At 70.2% G+C, this 17934-nt stretch carries 14 protein-coding genes and 1 pseudogene; 7 read left to right on the top strand and 8 right to left on the bottom strand.

What is annotated here, in order from left to right; translation table 11 throughout:
- Positions 1 to 283 (bottom strand): annotated as a pseudogene (locus tag C1J00_RS45925) (hypothetical protein); the annotation flags it as partial.
- Positions 284 to 372: 89 nt separating this feature from the next.
- Between C1J00_RS45925 and C1J00_RS20265 the strand changes: the two are divergent.
- A complete protein-coding gene (locus tag C1J00_RS20265; RefSeq protein WP_102910479.1) occupies positions 373 to 1695 on the top strand; it encodes an aldehyde dehydrogenase family protein in 1323 nt (440 codons plus the stop codon).
- Positions 1696 to 1982: 287 nt separating this feature from the next.
- On the opposite strand, the gene C1J00_RS20260 is transcribed toward C1J00_RS20265, so the two are convergent.
- Positions 1983 to 4670, bottom strand: coding sequence for a SpoIIE family protein phosphatase (locus C1J00_RS20260; RefSeq protein ID WP_180989618.1), 2688 nt, complete (start codon positions 4668 to 4670; stop codon positions 1983 to 1985).
- A 190-nt stretch (positions 4671 to 4860) separates the two neighbouring features.
- Here C1J00_RS20260 and C1J00_RS20255 point away from each other — a divergent pair, with 190 nt between their 5' ends.
- A complete protein-coding gene (locus C1J00_RS20255) occupies positions 4861 to 5988 on the top strand; it encodes a PP2C family protein-serine/threonine phosphatase (protein ID WP_439333420.1) in 1128 nt (375 codons plus the stop codon).
- A gap of 178 nt (positions 5989 to 6166) precedes the next feature.
- Here C1J00_RS20255 and C1J00_RS20250 read toward each other — a convergent pair whose 3' ends face one another.
- Entirely contained in the window at positions 6167 to 6982 is an 816-nt protein-coding gene (locus C1J00_RS20250) for a LolA-like protein (RefSeq protein WP_102910478.1), read from the bottom strand.
- A 351-nt stretch (positions 6983 to 7333) separates the two neighbouring features.
- Here C1J00_RS20250 and C1J00_RS20245 point away from each other — a divergent pair, with 351 nt between their 5' ends.
- Together C1J00_RS20245 and C1J00_RS20240 are read left to right on the top strand one after the other, a co-directional pair.
- Complete coding sequence (locus tag C1J00_RS20245) at positions 7334 to 7954, top strand: SRPBCC family protein (protein WP_102910477.1); 621 nt, start codon at positions 7334 to 7336, stop codon at positions 7952 to 7954.
- Between the two features lie 36 nt (positions 7955 to 7990).
- Complete coding sequence (locus tag C1J00_RS20240; RefSeq protein WP_102910476.1) at positions 7991 to 10303, top strand: FdhF/YdeP family oxidoreductase; 2313 nt, start codon at positions 7991 to 7993, stop codon at positions 10301 to 10303.
- A gap of 218 nt (positions 10304 to 10521) precedes the next feature.
- Here the strand turns inward: C1J00_RS20240 and C1J00_RS20235 are convergent, their stop codons facing one another.
- On the bottom strand, positions 10522 to 11004 hold the full coding sequence (locus tag C1J00_RS20235; RefSeq protein ID WP_102910475.1) for a MerR family transcriptional regulator: 483 nt from the start codon (positions 11002 to 11004) through the stop codon (positions 10522 to 10524).
- A 368-nt stretch (positions 11005 to 11372) separates the two neighbouring features.
- Between C1J00_RS20235 and C1J00_RS20230 the strand changes: the two genes are divergently transcribed.
- The 3 genes from C1J00_RS20230 (at position 11373) to C1J00_RS48300 (ending at position 14115) form a co-directional block, all read left to right on the top strand.
- Positions 11373 to 12863, top strand: a complete 1491-nt coding sequence (locus C1J00_RS20230) for a SulP family inorganic anion transporter (protein ID WP_102910474.1) — start codon at positions 11373 to 11375, stop codon at positions 12861 to 12863.
- A 110-nt stretch (positions 12864 to 12973) separates the two neighbouring features.
- Positions 12974 to 13387: a thiol-disulfide oxidoreductase DCC family protein gene (locus tag C1J00_RS20225; RefSeq protein WP_102910480.1), complete on the top strand. Its 414-nt coding sequence runs from the start codon at positions 12974 to 12976 to the stop codon at positions 13385 to 13387.
- A 239-nt stretch (positions 13388 to 13626) separates the two neighbouring features.
- A complete protein-coding gene (locus C1J00_RS48300) occupies positions 13627 to 14115 on the top strand; it encodes a LamG domain-containing protein (protein WP_439333419.1) in 489 nt (162 codons plus the stop codon).
- A 177-nt stretch (positions 14116 to 14292) separates the two neighbouring features.
- Here the strand turns inward: C1J00_RS48300 and C1J00_RS20215 are convergent, their stop codons facing one another.
- The 4 genes from C1J00_RS20215 to C1J00_RS20200 all read right to left on the bottom strand — a co-directional run bounded on the left by C1J00_RS20215 (position 14293) and on the right by C1J00_RS20200 (position 17896).
- Positions 14293 to 14796, bottom strand: coding sequence for a S26 family signal peptidase (locus C1J00_RS20215; protein WP_146046216.1), 504 nt, complete (start codon positions 14794 to 14796; stop codon positions 14293 to 14295).
- Between the two features lie 8 nt (positions 14797 to 14804).
- Positions 14805 to 16658: an ABC transporter ATP-binding protein gene (locus C1J00_RS20210; RefSeq protein WP_102910472.1), complete on the bottom strand. Its 1854-nt coding sequence runs from the start codon at positions 16656 to 16658 to the stop codon at positions 14805 to 14807.
- Positions 16655 to 17194 (bottom strand): TlpA family protein disulfide reductase, encoded by a 540-nt coding sequence (locus tag C1J00_RS20205; RefSeq protein ID WP_102910471.1) that lies wholly within the window; start codon positions 17192 to 17194, stop codon positions 16655 to 16657. Before C1J00_RS20205 ends, C1J00_RS20210 begins: the two co-directional genes overlap by 4 nt.
- Before the next feature lie 162 nt (positions 17195 to 17356).
- Positions 17357 to 17896, bottom strand: a complete 540-nt coding sequence (locus C1J00_RS20200; RefSeq protein ID WP_102910470.1) for a MauE/DoxX family redox-associated membrane protein — start codon at positions 17894 to 17896, stop codon at positions 17357 to 17359.
- Positions 17897 to 17934 lie beyond the last annotated feature (38 nt).

Raw genomic sequence — 17934 nt, 5'->3', positions numbered from 1 at the left:
GGCGAGGAGGGTGCGACGGGTGGGGGCCGGGCGTCTGACGCGAAGGGCAGAAGGCGTACGTCGCTGCGCCGGCTGGTGAGTGCCAGGCGGGGGCGAGGGCGATGCCGGGCCCGACGGCGACCATGGTCTGTGCCTCCTGGCAGTCGTGCGAGGAGCAGCCGATCCGCGGCTCGGATCCCGCCTGGCGGCAGCCGCGGCGCAGGACTTCGGCGACGGGATGGTTGTCGGCGCGGATGATTCGCTCCTGGTCGGCGAGGTGGGGGCTCGACCCGCTGTGACACACGGCACGGATGGGGTGCGGAAGCGATGGAATACAGGAGGGCGGGCAGAAGGTTGGCATATACATCTGCCTGTGAGCCCTGTGAGGTACCCGTGAACCACTCCGCCCCTGAGCAGCCCGCCGACGTCGTCGCCCGCCTGCGCGCCACCTTCCGCACCGGCAGGACCAAGCCGGCCGAGTGGCGCATGACCCAATTGCGCCGACTGCGTGACATGCTCACCGAGAACGGCACGGACCTGGCCGCCGCCCTCCACGCCGACCTGGGCAAGAGCCCCACAGAAGCCTTCCGCACAGAGATCGACTTCACCGTGCGCGAGATCGACCACACCCTCGACCACCTCGCCGACTGGCTGCGCCCCGAGCCCGCCCCTGCCCCGGCCCACCTCGGCGCCGACGTGACGGTCTGGACGCAGTACGACCCCCTCGGCGTCGTTCTCGTCATCGCGCCCTGGAACTATCCGGCCCAGCTCCTGCTCGCCCCCGTGGTCGGGGCCCTGGCCGCCGGCAATGCGGTGATCGCCAAGCCGAGCGAGCTGGCCCCCGCCACCTCCTCCGTCCTGGCCCGGCTGCTGCCGGTGTACCTCGACACCGACGCGGTCGCCGTGGTGGAGGGCGGGGTTCCCGAGACCACGGCGCTGCTGGCCGAGCGTTTCGACCACATCTTCTACACCGGCAACGGCACGGTCGGCCGTATCGTGCTGCGTGCCGCCGCCGAGCACCTCACCCCGGTCACGCTCGAACTCGGCGGCAAGTCACCGGCGTTCGTCGACCGCGACACCGACCTGGCCGTCGTCTCGGACCGGCTGGCCCGCGGCAAGTTCCTCAACGCCGGACAGACCTGCGTCGCCCCCGACTACGTCCTGACCGATCCGGAGACCGCGGCGGCCCTGGAACGGCTGCTCGCGAACGCCGTGAAGGCGCTGTACGGCAGCGACCCGGCCGCCTCCGGCGAGTACGGGAGGATCATCAACGAACGGCACTTCGACCGGCTCACCGGCCTGCTCGACTCCGGCCGCACCGTGGTCGGCGGCACGAGCGACCGGGCGGCGAAGTACCTCGCGCCCACCGTCCTGGCCGACGTCGCCGCCGACGCGCCCGTCATGCGCGAGGAGATCTTCGGCCCCATCCTCCCGATCGTCACGGTCCCCGGCCTCGACGAGGCGATCGACTTCATCAACGACCGGGACAAGCCGCTCGCCCTGTACGTCTTCACCGGGTCCGACGGGACGCGGAGCCGGTTCGCCGCCGAGACCTCCTCGGGCGGCCTGGGGTACGGCCTGCCGCTGGCCCATCTGACCGTCTCCGACCTGCCGTTCGGCGGGGTGGGAGAGAGCGGCATGGGCAACTACCACGGCCGCTACTCCATAGAGACCTTCAGCCACCGCAAGGCGGTCCTGGACAAGCCGCTGCGCTGACGAGCCCGGCGGCTGTCCGACGCGGCCTCAGCTCACCATCTGCTTGTCGTGCAACGCCCGGCCGGACTTGGGCCGTGGTCGGAGGCCTCCGCGACAGGCAGGACGGCGGGCATGGCCGTGTCACCCGCGACACGGCCGGATCGAGTGAGCGATCGCCGCCTTCATCATCGCCCTGGACACGGGACTGATCAGGGGTGGATGGCTCGGCAGCCCGACGTCGTTGGGGTCCGCCGGGCTCGGGTCCTCGCCCCGGCGAGAGATCCCCCCAGCGAGTTCAAGACGACGTGTCAATGATCCGCAAGCCCTTGGGGCAGGGCCTGTTCGGCCCAGATCACCTTTCCTTGCGGGGTGTACCGGGTTCCCCAGCGCTCAGCCATCTGCGACACCAGGAACAGGCCCCGGCCGCCCTCGTCCGTCGTCGCGGCGTAGCGCAGATGTGGTGAGGTGCTGCTGCCGTCGGCCACTTCGCAGATCAGCGTCCGGTCGTAAATCAGCCGCACGTGGATCGGCCCGGAGCCGTAGCGGATGGCGTTGGTGATGAGCTCGCTCAGGATGAGCTCCAGGGTGAAGGCGACCTCCGCCAGGCCCCATGCTTCGAGCTTTCGGGACACGGCGTCGCGCATACCGGCGACAGCGGCGGGGTCCGGTGGTACGTCCCAGTCGGCGATCCGGTCGGGCGGCAGTTGCCGCGTGCGGGCGACGAGCAGGGCGACGTCGTCCTTGGGGCGCCCGGGAAGCACACGGTCCAGTACGTTTTGGCAGGTCTCCTCGGGTGACCGACCCGGGCTACCGGTGAGCGCTTCGCGCAGCAGTTCCATTCCCACATCCAGGTCGCGTCTGCGGTCCTCGATGAGGCCGTCGGTGTACAGGACGAGCTGGGTTCCCTCAGCGAGGCAGAACTCAGCGGTCTGGAACGGCATGCCGCCGAGGCCCAGCGGTGGACCGGCGGGCACGTCCGGGAACGTGACGGTCCCGTCAGGCCGGACCAGCGCGGGCACCAGATGCCCCGCCCGTGCCATGACGTAGCGGCGTGTCACGGGGTCGTAGATCCCGTACAGGCAGGTGGCGCCCACGACGCCCGCCGCGCTCTCCGCCGCCTCGCTCTGGTCGATGCTTCCGACGAGGTCGTCCAGATGGCTCAGCAGCTCGTCGGGGGGCAGATCGAGGGCGGAGAAGTTGTGCACCGCCGTACGCAGCCGTCCCATCGTGGCGGCGGCGTGGAGGCCGTGCCCGACCACATCGCCGACGGCCAGTGCCACCCGGCTGCCCGGCATGGGAATCACGTCGAACCAGTCTCCCCCCACGCCCGACTGGGCGGGGAGGTAGCGGTAGGCGATGTCGAGGGCGTTCTGCTCGGGCATGGCCTGCGGCAGCAGACTGCGCTGGAGGGTGACTGCCAGGGCGTGCTCGCGGGTGTAGCGGCGGGCGTTGTCGATGCTGATCGCGGCACGGGCCACCAGCTCTTCCGCCAGCGACACGTCCTCGTCGTTGAAGCGCTCATGCTGTTGCGTGCGCCAGAAGGTGGCCATGCCCAACACGACGCCGCGGGCCTGGATGGGGGCGGTGATGAGGGAGTGGATGCCGTAGTCGATGATCGCCTTGGCCCGCTCCGGGTCCTGCACGCGCCAGTCCGTGGCGGTCGGCAGATCGCTCACCAGCTGGGAGCGGCCGCTGCCGAAGCCGCGCGCCTGCGGGGTGGCGGGGAGATAGTCGAAAAGCCGGCCCTGTTCGGTGAGCGGGTGGTTGTCCACGATGCCGGACACGGCCGCGCGTCGCATGTCCGTCCCCGTGGGGGCCGGCTCCTCGCCATGCAGGACGGCGTCGGCCAGGTCCACGGTGACGAAGTCGGCGAAGCGGGGGATGGGGACCCGGGCCAACTCATCGGCGGTGCGCAGCACGTCCAGGGTGGTGCCGATGCGCAGTCCGGCGTCGTACAGCAGCCTGAGCCGCTCCCGTGCCACCTCCGCCCTGCCCGTCACCGCCTGGAGCTCGGTGGAGTCGCGTAGTGTCACCACCGTTTCCCTGGGGCCTCCCTCGCGACCCGTGGGCCGCTGATTGACCGCGATCAGGCGCTCTCCCGCGAGGTGCACCTCGTCGGTGACCTCGCGCCCGGAGGCGAGGAGCGCCTTCGTCTCGGGATCGAGGCCCGGCAGTTCCGAGACGAGCCGCCCCTCGATGTCCCGGGGCAGCTCCAGCAGTCGTCTGGCCTCGTCGTTCGCCAGCATCAACCGCCCGTCGGCGGCCACGATCAGCACCCCTTCGCGAACCGAGTGGAGCACTGTGTCGTGGTGCTCGTACATCAGCGCCATCTCGTCGGGGGCCAGGCTGTGTGTCTGCCGTCGCAGCCGCCTGCCCACCAGCGCCGTCACGGCGGCGGACAGCACGAGCGCTCCCGCCCCCGCGCCCAGGATGATTGGTAGTTGCCGGTTCAACTGACTTTCGACGTTCTCGACCTTCATCCCGGCCGAGACGAGGGCCACCACCTCGCTGTCGGCGTTCTCGACCGGGACCGTGGCCTGCACCTCGCGGCCGAGCGGCCCGTCGACGCTCTCCACGTAGACCCTCCCTGCCAGCGACGGCCCGATCTCACCCACGAACCGCTGCCCGATCCGGTCCGGCAAGGGGTGCGTGTACCGGATGCCTTCGGTGTCCATGACGACGATGAAGTCGACGTCGGCGGCCCGGCGTGCCGCCTCGGTGAGCGGCTGGAGGGTCTTGCTGGGGTCCGGGGTCCGCAGTGCCTCCTGGACGCCTGGCGAGTGCGCGAAGGTCTGTGCCACGGCCGTGGAGCGGCGCCTGGCCTCGGCGCTGGTGTCCCGCTCCGACTGCAGGATGAGAGCGAAGACGCCGCAGGCCACGAGCAGCACTACCAGGGCCACCTGGAAAACCAACACCTGCCCGGCCACAGTCCGCGTGCTCTTGATGATCAGACGCTTGACCGACAGGTGTTGAAGACGGGCGAAAGGACTCGCCATGCGATATTTGTAACACTGGTGATCCCAAGTGGCCAGGGCGCGCCCGATCCCTGTTCGGCCGGTCTCGGGCATGTGTCAGCCGCGCGCCGCGCGTTCCCACCCCCTGGGAACCCTGATCGTTCGCCGCGGCATCTCGTGGGCGCAAGATCCTTCCACCCCCTGCGCCCAATTAGACCGATAAGATGCTTTTGTGATCACGTCTGCGCGGCCGTGGCGCCGTCGCCCCGCCTACAGCGGCCGATGGGAAGCTGCCCGGCTGTCGCCGCTGATCCTGACCGTTCTCATCGCCGGCCTGGCGTTCTCCACCCCCAGGGAGATCGCATTCAGCCGCCTCCTGCCCGCCGCACCCGCCCTTGCGGCCGCGATGTGGCCGGTGCTCCCCACGATGTCGCTGGGGGTGTTCTGCCTCCTGCTCATGATCGTCCTCAGCTTCTTCCACACCGATCTGGGGACGCAGTACACGTCGGCCGCGATCATCGCGGTCACCTTGGCGGCCGCATACGGTAGCCATGTCCGGCTTCAGCGGGAGGAGACGCTCTTCCAGGTCCGGCTTGTCGCCGACACGGCCCAGAAGGTGCTGCTGCGCCCGCTGCCGCGCCGCATCGAGGGTGTCGAGATCGAATCGCTGTATCTGGCAGCCCAGGAACAGGCCCGGATCGGCGGCGACTTCTACGAAGCGATCGGTACCCCGCACGGGGTCCGGCTGCTCATAGGCGACGTGCGGGGCAAGGGTCTGTCCGCTGTCGGCGCGGCCTCGGCGGTGATCAGCTGCTTCAGGGAGGCCGCCTACGACGAACCCGACCTGCAGGGCATCGTCCACCGCCTGGAGACCACCGTCATACGCCACAGCGCCGCGTTTCCCGTCCAGGACCAGCCCGAGCACTTCGCCACCGCTCTCCTCGCCGAGATCCCGCACGGCGGCGGCCGGCTACGACTTCTCAACTGCGGGCATCCCCCGCCGCTGATCGCGCATGGTGGGAAGGTCCGGGTCCTGGAGCCCACCATCCCCTCCCCGCCCCTCAACCTCGCGGCGCTCATCGGTGACCGCTACTGGGTCGACAGCGTCTCCTTCGCCCCGGGTGATCAATTGCTGCTCTACACGGACGGCGTATCGGAGACCCGGGACCGCACGGGCCGGTTCTTCCCCTTGTCGGACTGGATGAAGCGGCAGGACCGGGAGCACCCCCGCGAGGTGCTGGACCAGCTGCACCGGGATCTGCTCCGGCACAGCGGCGGAAGGCTCGACGACGACATCGCGGCCCTCGCACTGAGGCACTCCACCGCACATGCCCGGGGAATCGTCGGCACCGGGGGCTGACGTCGCCCCGTGAACCCGCGAGGGGGGAAGGCGCACATCTCAGTTTGCCGCTTGACCTTCGGCAACGTACTGGCCCCGTGCCCCCACTGGTGCGCCCCTGCCGCGACCTTGCCGGCAGCGAGGTGTCGAGATCAGACGAACAAGAGCTGCAGGCCCGTCCGCCCGCCGGTTGTCCGGCTCAGCCGTTCAGGACGCCGCCGACCTCGGTGACGGGGACGGTGTCCGCCGTCCGCGGAACCGTCACGCGGACCGGCTCACCGATGTCCGACAGGGTCATGTTCAGCGTCACCCGCGCACCGGACATGTTCACACTCATGCGGATCTGCACCAGCCGCCCCCGGCCGTCGACCCACGCGTCGGCGAAGACCGGGACGTCGCTGCCCAGGGCGTCGCGGGCCTGGTTCATCCTCGTGCGCACATCCGGAGCCATGCGCAGGGTGACGGTCCGGTGGTCGAGAATGCCGCGGTAGCGCATGGCGCGCACCCCCTGGACGTTCTCCTCGCCCTCCGGGGTGATCTTGCGCATCGCGGCGATCTGCTGCAAGACGTGCTCAGGGTCGTTGAGCGGGGCCCGCAGCAGGTAGTGGGCCTCCGCCTTGTCCCGGGGGATGACCCCCCAGGCTTCCTCGCCGATTCCCTGGACACCGCTGACGTAGATCTTGCCGTCCGCGAAGACCTGGTCGCTGTGATCGATGGCGCCGCCAGGGAGGTCGACCACCAGGTGGCCCTTGTCCGCGGCGAAATCGAAGCCACCAGTGACGGTGAGGCCGTACACCTGACCCTCACCCTCCAGTTCGAACTTCTGGCGGAATCCCGCCCTGTCCTCACGCAGAGCCGCGACGGCCGCTCGTACGTCGGAGCCGGAGCCGGACGACGAGCCGGAAGACGGTGACGGTGACGTGGCCGCGGACTTATCACGATTTCCGGCGTCGGCCGTGGAGCAGCCGGCGCACAGCAGCGCAGCGGCAGCGGCGAGGACGAGAGGACGGTGCATGGGATTCTCCGAGGTTCTTGGGCGAGCACTCGGCCACTGCGGCACCGTCTCGCGCGGAGATCTTACGGAGTCACGCACAGCAGTACGAATCAGAACCAGGCGCCAGACGCCCGGTCAGTTCCTGCTGCTCCGTACGGTCCGCACCCCACAACTGACCAGCCGCCTCAGCCGCCTCAACGGCCTCAGAAGACTCCGTGACGGCGTCCGCCCTTATCGCAGGAGGATCGCCTGGCCCCGGAGGCACTGAGGTGACTCGAAGGGCACGATGGGGGAACCGGGAGAGAAGCCCTGCCGTACGAGGGGATACCGGGTGTCCGGACGCCCGGCTCCCTCACCGGAAGAGAGATCACGATGGCGCACGAAGACGACGCCCAGCAGGCCGTGCCGACCGCTCCGAGGATGCGCACCGACGGGGACGGCGTCACGCGCCGCCGTCCGCTGCGGGGGCAGCACGTCGAGGAGACCGTCGAGGTCGACGTGCCGGTGCGGACGGCGTACAACCAGTGGACGCAGTTCAAGACCTTCCCCCGCTTCTCGACCGTGGTGCGCGACGTCGAGCAGCTCCGGCCCACCGTGACCGCGTGGACCCTCGGCTACGGGCCCCTGCGCCACCGCTTCGCGATCGAGATCGTGGAGCAGGACCCCGACTCCTACCTGGCCTGGCGCGGCCTGGAGCAGAAGCCCTCCCACCAGGGCGAGGTCGAGTTCATGCCGACGGAGTCCGGCGGCACCGCGATCACGGTCCGGATGCTCCTGCAACCGCAGGGAGCCGCGAAGATTGTCGCCCGCTCGTCCGGGGCCGCCCGGCTGACGGCCCGGTCGGTGCGCGGGGAGCTCATGAAGTTCAAGCAGTTCATCGAAGGGCTGGGGCAGGAGGGCGGGGCCTGGCGCGGCACCATCCGCAACGGCCGCGTGCAGCACGATCATCCGGAACCGCCCAGGAGCCGCGTGGCCCAGTGGCCCGTCGGCTGACCGGCGTGCCGGACACGGCAAGAGAAAGGCGAAGCAATGCACAACCCGCCCGACGAGGAGCCGGAGAACACCCTCTCCGTGTCACCGCCGAAGAAGTGGGCGGCCGGAGTCCCCGCGGTCGTGCACGCGCTGGGGTACTCCCTGGAGCAGACCTCCCCGCGCAAGACCGGGGTGGACCTGCTGACCATGAACCAGGTGGGCGGGATCGACTGCCCCGGCTGCGCGTGGGCCGACCCGGCCCCGGGCCGGCGCCATCGCAACGAGTACTGCGAAAACGGTGCCAAGCACATCAACGACGAGGCCACCACGCGCCGGATCACCGCGGACTTCTTCCGTGAGCACAGCGTCTCCGACCTCGCCGTCCGCTCCGACATGTGGCTCAACCAGCAGGGCCGGCTCACCGAGCCGATGATCAAGCGGCCCGGCTCCGAGCACTACGAGCCCGTCAGCTGGAACGACGCCCTGGGTGTCCTCGCCCAAGAGCTGACGGCGCTGGACTCCCCCGACGAGGCCGTCTTCTACACCTCCGGCCGCGCCAGCAACGAGGCCGCTTTCGTCCTGCAGCTCTTCGCCCGCGTCTTCGGCACCAACAACCTGCCCGACTGCAGCAACATGTGCCACGAGTCCAGCGGCTTCGCCCTGAGCGAGACCCTGGGCACCGGCAAGGGCACCGTCAGCCTCGACGACCTCCATCACGCCGATCTGATCTTCCTGGTCGGCCAGAACCCGGGCAGCAACCACCCGCGCCAGCTCACCGCTCTGGAGGAGGCCAAACGCAACGGCGCCCGGATCGTCGCGGTCAACCCGCTGCCGGAGGCCGGGCTGCGGCGCTTCAAGAACCCGCAGAAGCCGAGCGGGATCGTGGGACGCGGCACCCAGATCGCCGACCGCTTCCTGCACATCAAGCCCGGCGGCGACCTCGCCCTGTTCCAGGCCCTCAACCGCCTGCTGCTGGAGGCCGAGGACGCCCGGCCCGGCACCGTCCTGGACCATGACTTCATCGACGCCCACACCACCGGCTTCGAGGAGTTCGCCCAGCACGCCCGCACCGTCGACTGGGACGACGTGCGCACCGCGACCGGACTCACCCGCGAGGAGATCGAGAAGGTCCGCGACGAGGTCCTGAAGAGCGAACGCGTCATCGTCTGCTGGGCGATGGGCATCACCCAGCACAAACACGGCGTGCCCACCGTCCGGGAGTTCGTCAACTTCCTGATGCTGCGCGGCAACCTGGGACGAGCCGGCACCGGCGCCTGCCCGGTGCGCGGACACAGCAACGTCCAGGGCGACCGCACCATGGGCATCTGGGAGCAGATGCCGGACACCTTCCTTGACGCCCTGCAGAAGGAGTTCGGCTTCGACCCGCCGCGCCCGCATGGACTGGACTCGGTGAACTCGATCAAGGCCATGCGCGAAGGCCGCGTCAAGGTCTTCCTCGCCCTGGCCGGCAACTTCGTCCGCGCCGCTCCCGACAGCGAGGCCACCGAGGAGGCGATGCGCTCGTGCCGGCTGACCGCCCACATCTCGACCAAGCTCAACCGCTCGCACACCGTCTGCGGCGACACCGCGCTGATCCTGCCGACCCTGGGGCGCACCGAGCGTGACGTGCAGGCCGACGGCGAACAGTTCGTCACCGTCGAGAACTCCATGAGCGAGGTACACACCTCCCAGGGCCGCCTCGAACCGGCCTCCCCGCTGCTGCTCAGCGAAGTCGCCATTCTGTGCCGGCTCGCCCGCCGCACCCTGGACGGCGAAGCGGACATCCCCTGGGAGACGTTCGAGGGCGACTACGGCACCATCCGCGACCGCATCTCCCGCGTCGTACCGGGCTTCCACGACTTCAACGCACGGGTGACCCGCCCCGGAGGCTTCCAACTGCCCAACCCGGTCAACGAGGGCGTCTTCAAAAACAAGGTCGGCAAGGCCCTGTTCACCTGCAACGAGCATGTGGTCCCCCGGGCGCCCGAGGGTCACCTGCTGCTGCAGACGCTGCGCTCGCACGACCAGTGGAACACCGTCCCCTACACGAACAACGACCGCTACCGCGGCATCCACGGCAGCCGCCACGTCGTGCTCGTCAACCCGGCCGACCTGACCGAACTCGGCCTCGCCCAGGGCGATCACGTCGACCTGGTGAGCGTCTGGGCCGACGGCTCCGAGCGCCGGGCCGAGAACTTCGAGGTCGTACCCTATCCGGCCGCCAAGGGCTCGGCCGCCGCCTACTACCCGGAGACGAACGTCCTGGTGCCGCTGGACAGCGTCGCCGACATCAGCAACCAGCCCGCCTCGAAGGGCATCGTCGTCCGCCTCGAACCCGTCCTCGACCGGACACAGCCCACCTCCGCCTGACCTGGCGGCACGATCCCGGCGGGGCCCGCGACAGCAGCGGGCCCCGCCGGGCGTTCCGGCAGGGGTGCCGTCCCCACCGTGCGCGCGAACCCAACCACCCTGTCCACGGCACGAGCGAACCGGCGTAGGAGCGCGCGGTCGGCCGACCCGGCGCAGGTCGTTCCGTCAGGTCGGCCGACTGGTGCCCGCCGTCGACATCATTTGGTGCCGAACCCGGTCTACCGAGGCTTGTCCAGCTCGCCAGGGGCGTTCCGCTCCAGGCGTGCGTCCAGGGTGGTGGCGAAGTCCTCGGCGCGGGCCAACTGGACCCGCAGCTTTTCCACCTGCTCGGTGGCGGCTTGCCGGTAGGTCCGCAGGCGTTCCAGGAGGGCTTCGCGCTCGTCGGCCGCCGCAGCGGTACCGGCGTCGAGGCGGGCGGTGACATCCAGCAGGTCGCGCATCTGGTCCAGGGTGAAGCCGAGCGGCTTCATGCGGCGGATGACCATGAGCCGGGCGACGTCGGCTTCGGTGTAAAGGCGGAAGCCACCTTGTGAGCGGGCGGAGGGCACGACCAGGCCGGTTTCCTCGTAGTGCCTGATGGTGCGCAGGGACAGCTCCGTACGGGAGGCGACCTCGCCGATCTGCATGTGCTTGCCGTCCACGCCCGTGATCCTCTGCCCCGTCTCGTCCCGGCGGTCCCGGCCCGGGTGGGCGCCGCCCATCACTACTCTAACGTTAGGGTAGAGTTGCCGGTGGTGAGAGGCGGGTTGCCGCCGCCTCGCCATTGTCGTGTCGGGGCCGATGCCGCTCCGTCGAAGATCCGGTTCTTGCAGGAGGGAAGCGTGCGCGAGCCCATGACGCCCGACGCCGCCGCCTGCCCGCCGTGACGCTTCGCCCCCGGACGTGAGCCCGGCCGCACTCCCGGGCGAGCCCGACTACCCTCCCCTTACGACCTAAGGCCGGGCACCTCGCGGAGCCGCTCCACGCGGTGCCGACCCGGCCTCTCCGCATCCCCCGCACACCCCGGTCTGCCGCAGGGGTGCGCCCGAGCCCGACAGGTCTTCCCCTCTTGTCTGCTGCCGCCGATACTGTGTCCCCGGCCGCGCGCCTGCGCGGTCTGAAGCCCGACTGGATCTCCGACCCGAAAGCCTGGCGCACCGAGGTCCTCGGTGGCCTGGTCGTCGCGCTCGCGTTGATCCCCGAGGCGATCTCGTTCTCGATCATCGCCGGTGTGGACCCGGCCATCGGCCTGTTCGCCTCCTTCACCATGGCCGTGACCATCGCGATCGTCGGCGGCCGGCGGGCGATGATCTCCGCCGCCACCGGTGCCGTGGCCCTGGTGATAGCCCCCTTGAACCGGGAGCACGGCTTCGGCTACCTCGTCGCCGCCGTCATCCTGGCCGGCGTCTTCCAGATCGCCCTCGGGGCACTGGGCGTGGCGAAACTGATGCGGTTCATCCCCCGATCGGTGATGGTCGGCTTCGTCAACTCGCTCGCCATCTTGATCTTCATGGCCCAGGTCCCGGAGATGCGGGGCGTCCCCTGGCCGGTCTACCCGCTGATCGTCGGCGCTCTCGCACTCATGGTGTTCTTCCCGAGGCTCACCACCGTGATCCCCGCGCCGCTCGTCTCGATCGTCATCCTCACCGTCGTCACGGTGGCTGCCGGCATCGCCGTCCCGAGAGTCGGTGACAAGGGCGAGCTGCCGTCGTCCCTGCCGGTGCCGGGCCTGCCCGACGTGCCCTTCACCCTGGACACGCTGACGACCGTCGCGCCGTACGCGTTCGCCATGGCCCTGGTCGGGCTGATGGAGTCGCTGATGACCGCGAAGCTCGTCGACGAGATCACCGACACTCACTCGAACAAGACCCGCGAATCCATCGGCCAGGGCATCGCCAACGTCGTCACCGGCTTCTTCGGTGGCATGGGCGGTTGCGCCATGATCGGCCAGACGATGATCAACGTGAAGGTGTCCGGTGCGCGCACCCGGCTCTCGACCTTCCTCGCGGGCGCGTTCCTGATGGTCCTGTGCATGGCCTTCGGCCCCGTCGTCTCCGACATCCCCATGGCCGCGCTCGTCGCCGTCATGATCATGGTGTCGTTCGCGACCTTCGACTGGCACTCCGTAGCCCCCAAGACGCTCAAGCGGCTGCCCGCCGGAGAGATCACCGTCATGGTGATCACCGTCGCCTGCGTGGTCGCCACCCACAATCTCGCCATCGGCGTCGTCGTCGGCTCCGTCACCGCCATGGTCGTCTTCGCCAAGCGCGTCGCCCACCTGGCCGAGGTCACCGCCGTCACCGATCCCGACGGCAGCACGGTCGTCTACCGGGTCACCGGCGCACTGTTCTTCGCCTCCTCCAACGACCTCGTCGGCCAGTTCGCCTACGCCACCGATCCGAAGAAGGTCGTCATCGACTTGAGCGCGGCCCACATCTGGGACGCGTCCTCCGTCGCGGCGCTTGACGGGATCGAAGCGAAGTACGCCCAGCGCGGCAAGACCGTCGAGATCACCGGCCTGAACGACGCCAGCGCCGACCTCCACGGCAAGCTCACCGGTGAACTCGCCGCCAGCCACTGACACCTCCCACAGCGGGCGCCCGCCGCTGCTCCGCCCCTGTGACGAACCGCGTCCGCTGTCGCCCGGCATCTCGATCGCCCGGAGACCCTTCGGTGCGGCACGATGAGGGTGTGCGAATGCGACCAGTGCTGATCTTCGACGGGGACTGCGGCTTCTGCACCACGTCGGTGGGGGTCGTCCAGCGTCTGGTGCGGCCCCGGTGCGAGGCCGTGGCATGGCAGCACGCGGATCTCGCATCGCTCGGCGTCACCGCGGAGCGTGCCGGGTACGAGGCCCTGTGGGTGACACCCGACGGGCGCGTGTACGGCGGAGTGCAGGCCGTGGCGAAGACGCTGCTGAGCGCCGGAGGCCTGTGGGCCGTCGTCGGGGCTGTCCTCACCCTCCCGCCCGTGCGCTGGGCCGCTCACGGCGTCTACCGTCTCGTGGCCGACCATCGCGGACGACTGCCCGGAGGGAGGGCGGCGTGTGCGGTGCCCGCGCGAGCAGAAGCGTCCCGCGGTTCCTGCCCCCGGCCGTTCACCTGAAGGGATCAAAATCTGGACTGAGGAGGGGGCCAGGCGCATATCCGGCCACCAGCCCGTGAGCCATTCGCCATGACCGAACCCTCGCCGGCCGACCCACTTCCGGCTCCCGGCCTCCCACCATCACGTCGGTCGTCTTCACCGCCGACTTCACCTCCACCACCCAATGGGTCGCGGGCCGTTCCTGGGCCTATCCCGGTGGAGGCCCGGTCAGCCCACGCGATGACAAGCTCGACCACCTGGTGACCGACGCCGCATACAGCCGCTCCGGCGTCTTTCGCGCCAGACGGCGACAGGACGGCCGGTGGAACACCGGGTTGCTCACCACCGAGGGAAGCCAGGAGGGCTTCACCGTCCGTGCCGGTGACGTTCTGGAGGCCCGGGTGCGTCTGCCTGAAGAGATCGGCGCCTGGCCCGCCCTGCGGACCTGGCGCGACGGCGACCAGGAAATCGACGTATTCGAGTACCACCCGGACAACCCCGACCTTCTCGAATTCACCAATCACGTGCGCGGCACCAACCGCTACCACCACGACCCGGCGATCCGCCCCGGCGCATGGGGTGGACCTGCGTACCGTCTTCGGCACCCGCTCAGTGGACTCGTGGCTCAACGGCAGGCCGGTCTTCACCGACGGACGAAGGGTGGGCCGGACCTGGCACGCCTACCTCATCGTCAACCTTTCCGTATGCGCCGGTCGATATCACCCCGCACCGCAATCGGGAACGACTGAGATGTCGTACGAGGTGAGCCACCTGCTCGTACGACGACCCACGGCTGTCGACACCCCCACCGGCTCCACATCCGAAGACCTCGACCCCGAGGGTCCGGTCAGCCCGCCTCGCGAGCGGACCCACGAGCCAGGCGCGCACCACCGAGGATGAGCGGGGCACATGGCCGCTCACGGGTGTCAGGTCCGCGGAGGTCCTGGTCGCCGGGCGGGGCGGTGGTGAAGCACCGGGCCCAGTACTCGTGCGACCGGAAAGTAGCCCACAGCCCGGGAGTCGATGCTGAAGTCCGCGTTGTCGCCGAGCAGGACGAGCCTGTCCGGGGGGACCCGGCGTTCCGTTCCCCGGGCCCAGGTGGGCAGTACGTCTGCCGGTACGGGGTCGCCCGGTCCCGCAGCCACGCGTTTGATCACCCACTGCCGGGTCTGGAGCGCCATACCCCCGGGCCCCGGCGGGAGCGGCGGGCGGGCCCATCGCATCACACCGTCCGGGCGTTCTACCACGACGACCTGACCGGCCGTCAGTGCCTCCCGGCGGCGGAGCACGAGGACGCGGTCGCCGTCCCGGTAGGCGGGCTCCATGCTCGCTCCGCGTACCGTGACGGCGACCAGTCTGCCTCCGAACAGCGCGGCGATCGCCGGGCGCAGTCCGGCGGCGGAGCGGCCACGGGAGGGCGTTTCGGCCATGTCGGCGCTCACCTCCTCGCCGGGAGCGTCGCGGGTTCGTCCGCCGCTCCGGGAGCGGCCGCAGCCTCGTAGCCGGACGCCTGGAGCCGGAACAGCCGGGCGTATGCGCCGTCGGCGGCCATGAGATGCGCGTGGTCTCCCTGCTCCGCGATCCGGCCGTCGGCCAGCACGACGATGAGGTCGGCGTCCCGTACGGCGCTGAGCCGGTGCGAGATGAGCAGACTGGTCCGTCCTTCGCGATGCCGCCGCAGCGACGTGTGGATCTCGTGTTCCGCCTCGGCGTCGAGCCCGGCGGACGGTTCGTCGAGGATCATCAGGTCGCGTCCGTCCCTGAGGAAGGCCCGTGCGAGGGCGATGCGCTGCCACTGTCCACCGGAGAGCACGACCCCGGTCTGCGGGTCGTCCTTGTCGGACTGTGAGAAGAACAGCCGTGTCAGCAGCGTGTCGTAGCCCCGTGGCAGCGAGTCGATCCGGTCGTGGACACCGGCGCGGCGGGCCGCGGCCCGGATCCGCTCCGGGGAACCGAGTGCGTCGAGGTCACCAACGGCGACGTTCTCGGCAGCCGTCATGTCGTACTCCATGTAGTCCTGGAACACCGCCCCGACACGCTGCCGCAGCTCCGCGACGTCCAGGTCGCGCAGGTCGGCACCGTCCCACAGGATCGTTCCGCGGGTGGGGTCGTACAGTCGGCACAGCAACTTGACCAGGGTCGACTTGCCTGCCCCGTTGAGCCCCACGAGGGCCGTCGCCTTGCCGTGGGGGATGTGCAGGTCGACGCCGCGCAGGACCCAGGGGTGGTCGTCGGAGTAGCGGAACCACACGTCCCGCAGGACGATGCCGGTGCACAGCGGGCCGGCGGGACGGGCGTCGGCGGCCACGGGCAGGTCGGGACCCGCCGAGGTGACGGCGAGGTAGTGGTCGAACAGCAGCAGCGCTTGATGAGCCCGGGCCGTCTCGGCGGCGACCGTGGTCAGGGCACTCTGCACACCGGCCACGGCGGCGACGAACACCGTGATCCCGCCGACCGACAGGGACCCCGACCGGGCTGCGTGGACCGCCCACAGCAGGCCCGCCCCGGAGACCAGCGCGGAGAGCAGCGCCAGCCCGGACTGGACGGTGACGGCCCGTCGGTCCACCGCCCGCCGTGCCGCGTTCGCCACCTCCCGCTCGTGGAGCATCCGCCGCCGCAGGAATCCGCCGATGCCGAACAGCCGTATCTCTTTGGCGGCCGTGGCGTCGGCCATCAGGTCGCCGTAGACGAACTCGCGGCGCTCGGCCGGGCCGACCTCCCACAGCACGCGCGCCCGGCGTCGGGACAGGGAGAGCTGGGCGAGGAGGACCGGGATGCCGGAGAGCAGCACCAGGACGGCCATGACCGGGCTCAGGAGCAGGAGGGAGCCGAGGAAGCCGGTCATGGTGACGCCTGCCCGGGCCGCGCCGAGCGTCCCGTCCACGACGTGCTGGGGATTCATCCCGCCGGCGGGCTGGGCGAGCCGCAGCCGGTCCAGGAACTGCGGGTCCTCGAACCTGCGCAGCCCGACGAAGCCGTCCACCGCGGCGAACAGCGTGTCCTGGGTGCGCAGGGCGACTCTGCGCTCGAGTTCCGACTGCAGGTACTGGTCGAGCTGCGGCAGGACCGAGGCGGCCACGCCGACTGCGGCCAGTCCCGTTCCGAGCCCGAGCAGCGCCTCCACGCCGTCCCGGGCCACCAGGGCGTCGACCACCGACTTCATCAGCCAGGCGGTGGCCACCGGGAGGACACTCATGGCCAGCGTCACCGTGAGATGGGCGGTGAAGCGGCCGGGCGACGCGGAGGCGGTGAGTCGCCCGGCGAGGAGAATCCGGCGGCCCGGCCGGTTCATGCGACGACGGGCAGCAGCTCGACCCGGTCCTGTTCGACCACCGGCCTGCCGTTGCGGTCCGGGGCGACCCGCACCACGCTGGGGAAGCCCATGACGCCGAACGCGGTGCCGAGCGGTTCCTCGTTGTTCTTCTCCACCACTACCCGGGCCACGGACCGCAGCGTGTCGACCATCTCCGTGTTGACGTCGAGATCACCGACCACGGCTGCCACCACCCGGTCACGCCCGCCGGGTACCGTCCGGGCGTACTCCACGAACTGCGGGAGCTTCTCCTTGCACGGGCGGCAGGTCGGAGAGAAGAACGCGACCAGTGTGTCGGCGCCCAGCGCCTCGCGGGTGAGCGGCTCACCTTCCACGGTCGTCACCGCGAACTCTCCGATCTCCTCGCCGACTCCCTTGCAGGTCCGGCCGGCATCGCGCACCCCCGCGATCAGCTGGGTGTGCTCGCGCAGGCGCTTGACGACGCCGAGGGTGAGTACGAGGTCGAGGGCGCACAGGACTCCCACGAGCACCACGGCGGCGATGAGGTAGGGCATGGTTCCTCCTTCAATCTCTGCGCATACATGGGCGGCTCGGCTGGACGATGAATCGGTGATCGGCGGATCGGTGATCGGTGGGTCGATGGATCGGTGGGTCGATGGATCGGTGGGTCGATGGATCGGTGGGTCGGTGGGTCGATGGATCGGTGGGTCGATGGATCAACGGGTCTGCGCGCCGACCGGTCGGAAGAGGCCGAGGATGTCGTCCAGCCAGACGATCAGCGCACCTCCCAGGAGTCCTGCGGACACCGCCACCACGGCCCCCGACGCGTGCACCGGCCCTCCCGCTTCGGCAGTGATCACACAGAGGACCGCCGCGGCGGCCAGACAGCTGTTGCGCACCACGTGCTGGGCTCCGAGCGGGGCCGCGGTGGTGCCGAAGCACCGGCACGGCGTCCGCACGCCCCGCCACAGCGACGCCAGGACCGCCGCGGCGAACGCACACAGCAGGCCGGTCGCGATGGCGCCCCCGGATCGCGCGGCCGACGGCGAGGGGACGAGCAGCAGCAGCCATACGACGGTCTCGGCGGCCGCCACGGACGCCGCCGCGGGGCGCGCGAGCGGCGCCGGCAGCACCCCCATGTCCCGGACCGACGTCACGAAACGGCCGTAGGCACGGCGTCCGGAGATTTTGCCGAACGACGAGACGAGGAAGATCACCACGAGCAGGCAGCGGATTGCGAGGTGCAGGTACTGCACGCCTTCTCCGTATTCTCCGCGAGGGCGAGGGCCCCCTC

Source organism: Streptomyces cahuitamycinicus, assembly GCF_002891435.1.
GTDB classification, from domain to species: Bacteria; Actinomycetota; Actinomycetes; order Streptomycetales; family Streptomycetaceae; genus Streptomyces; species Streptomyces cahuitamycinicus.
This window is presented reverse-complemented; position numbering and strand designations above follow the sequence as displayed.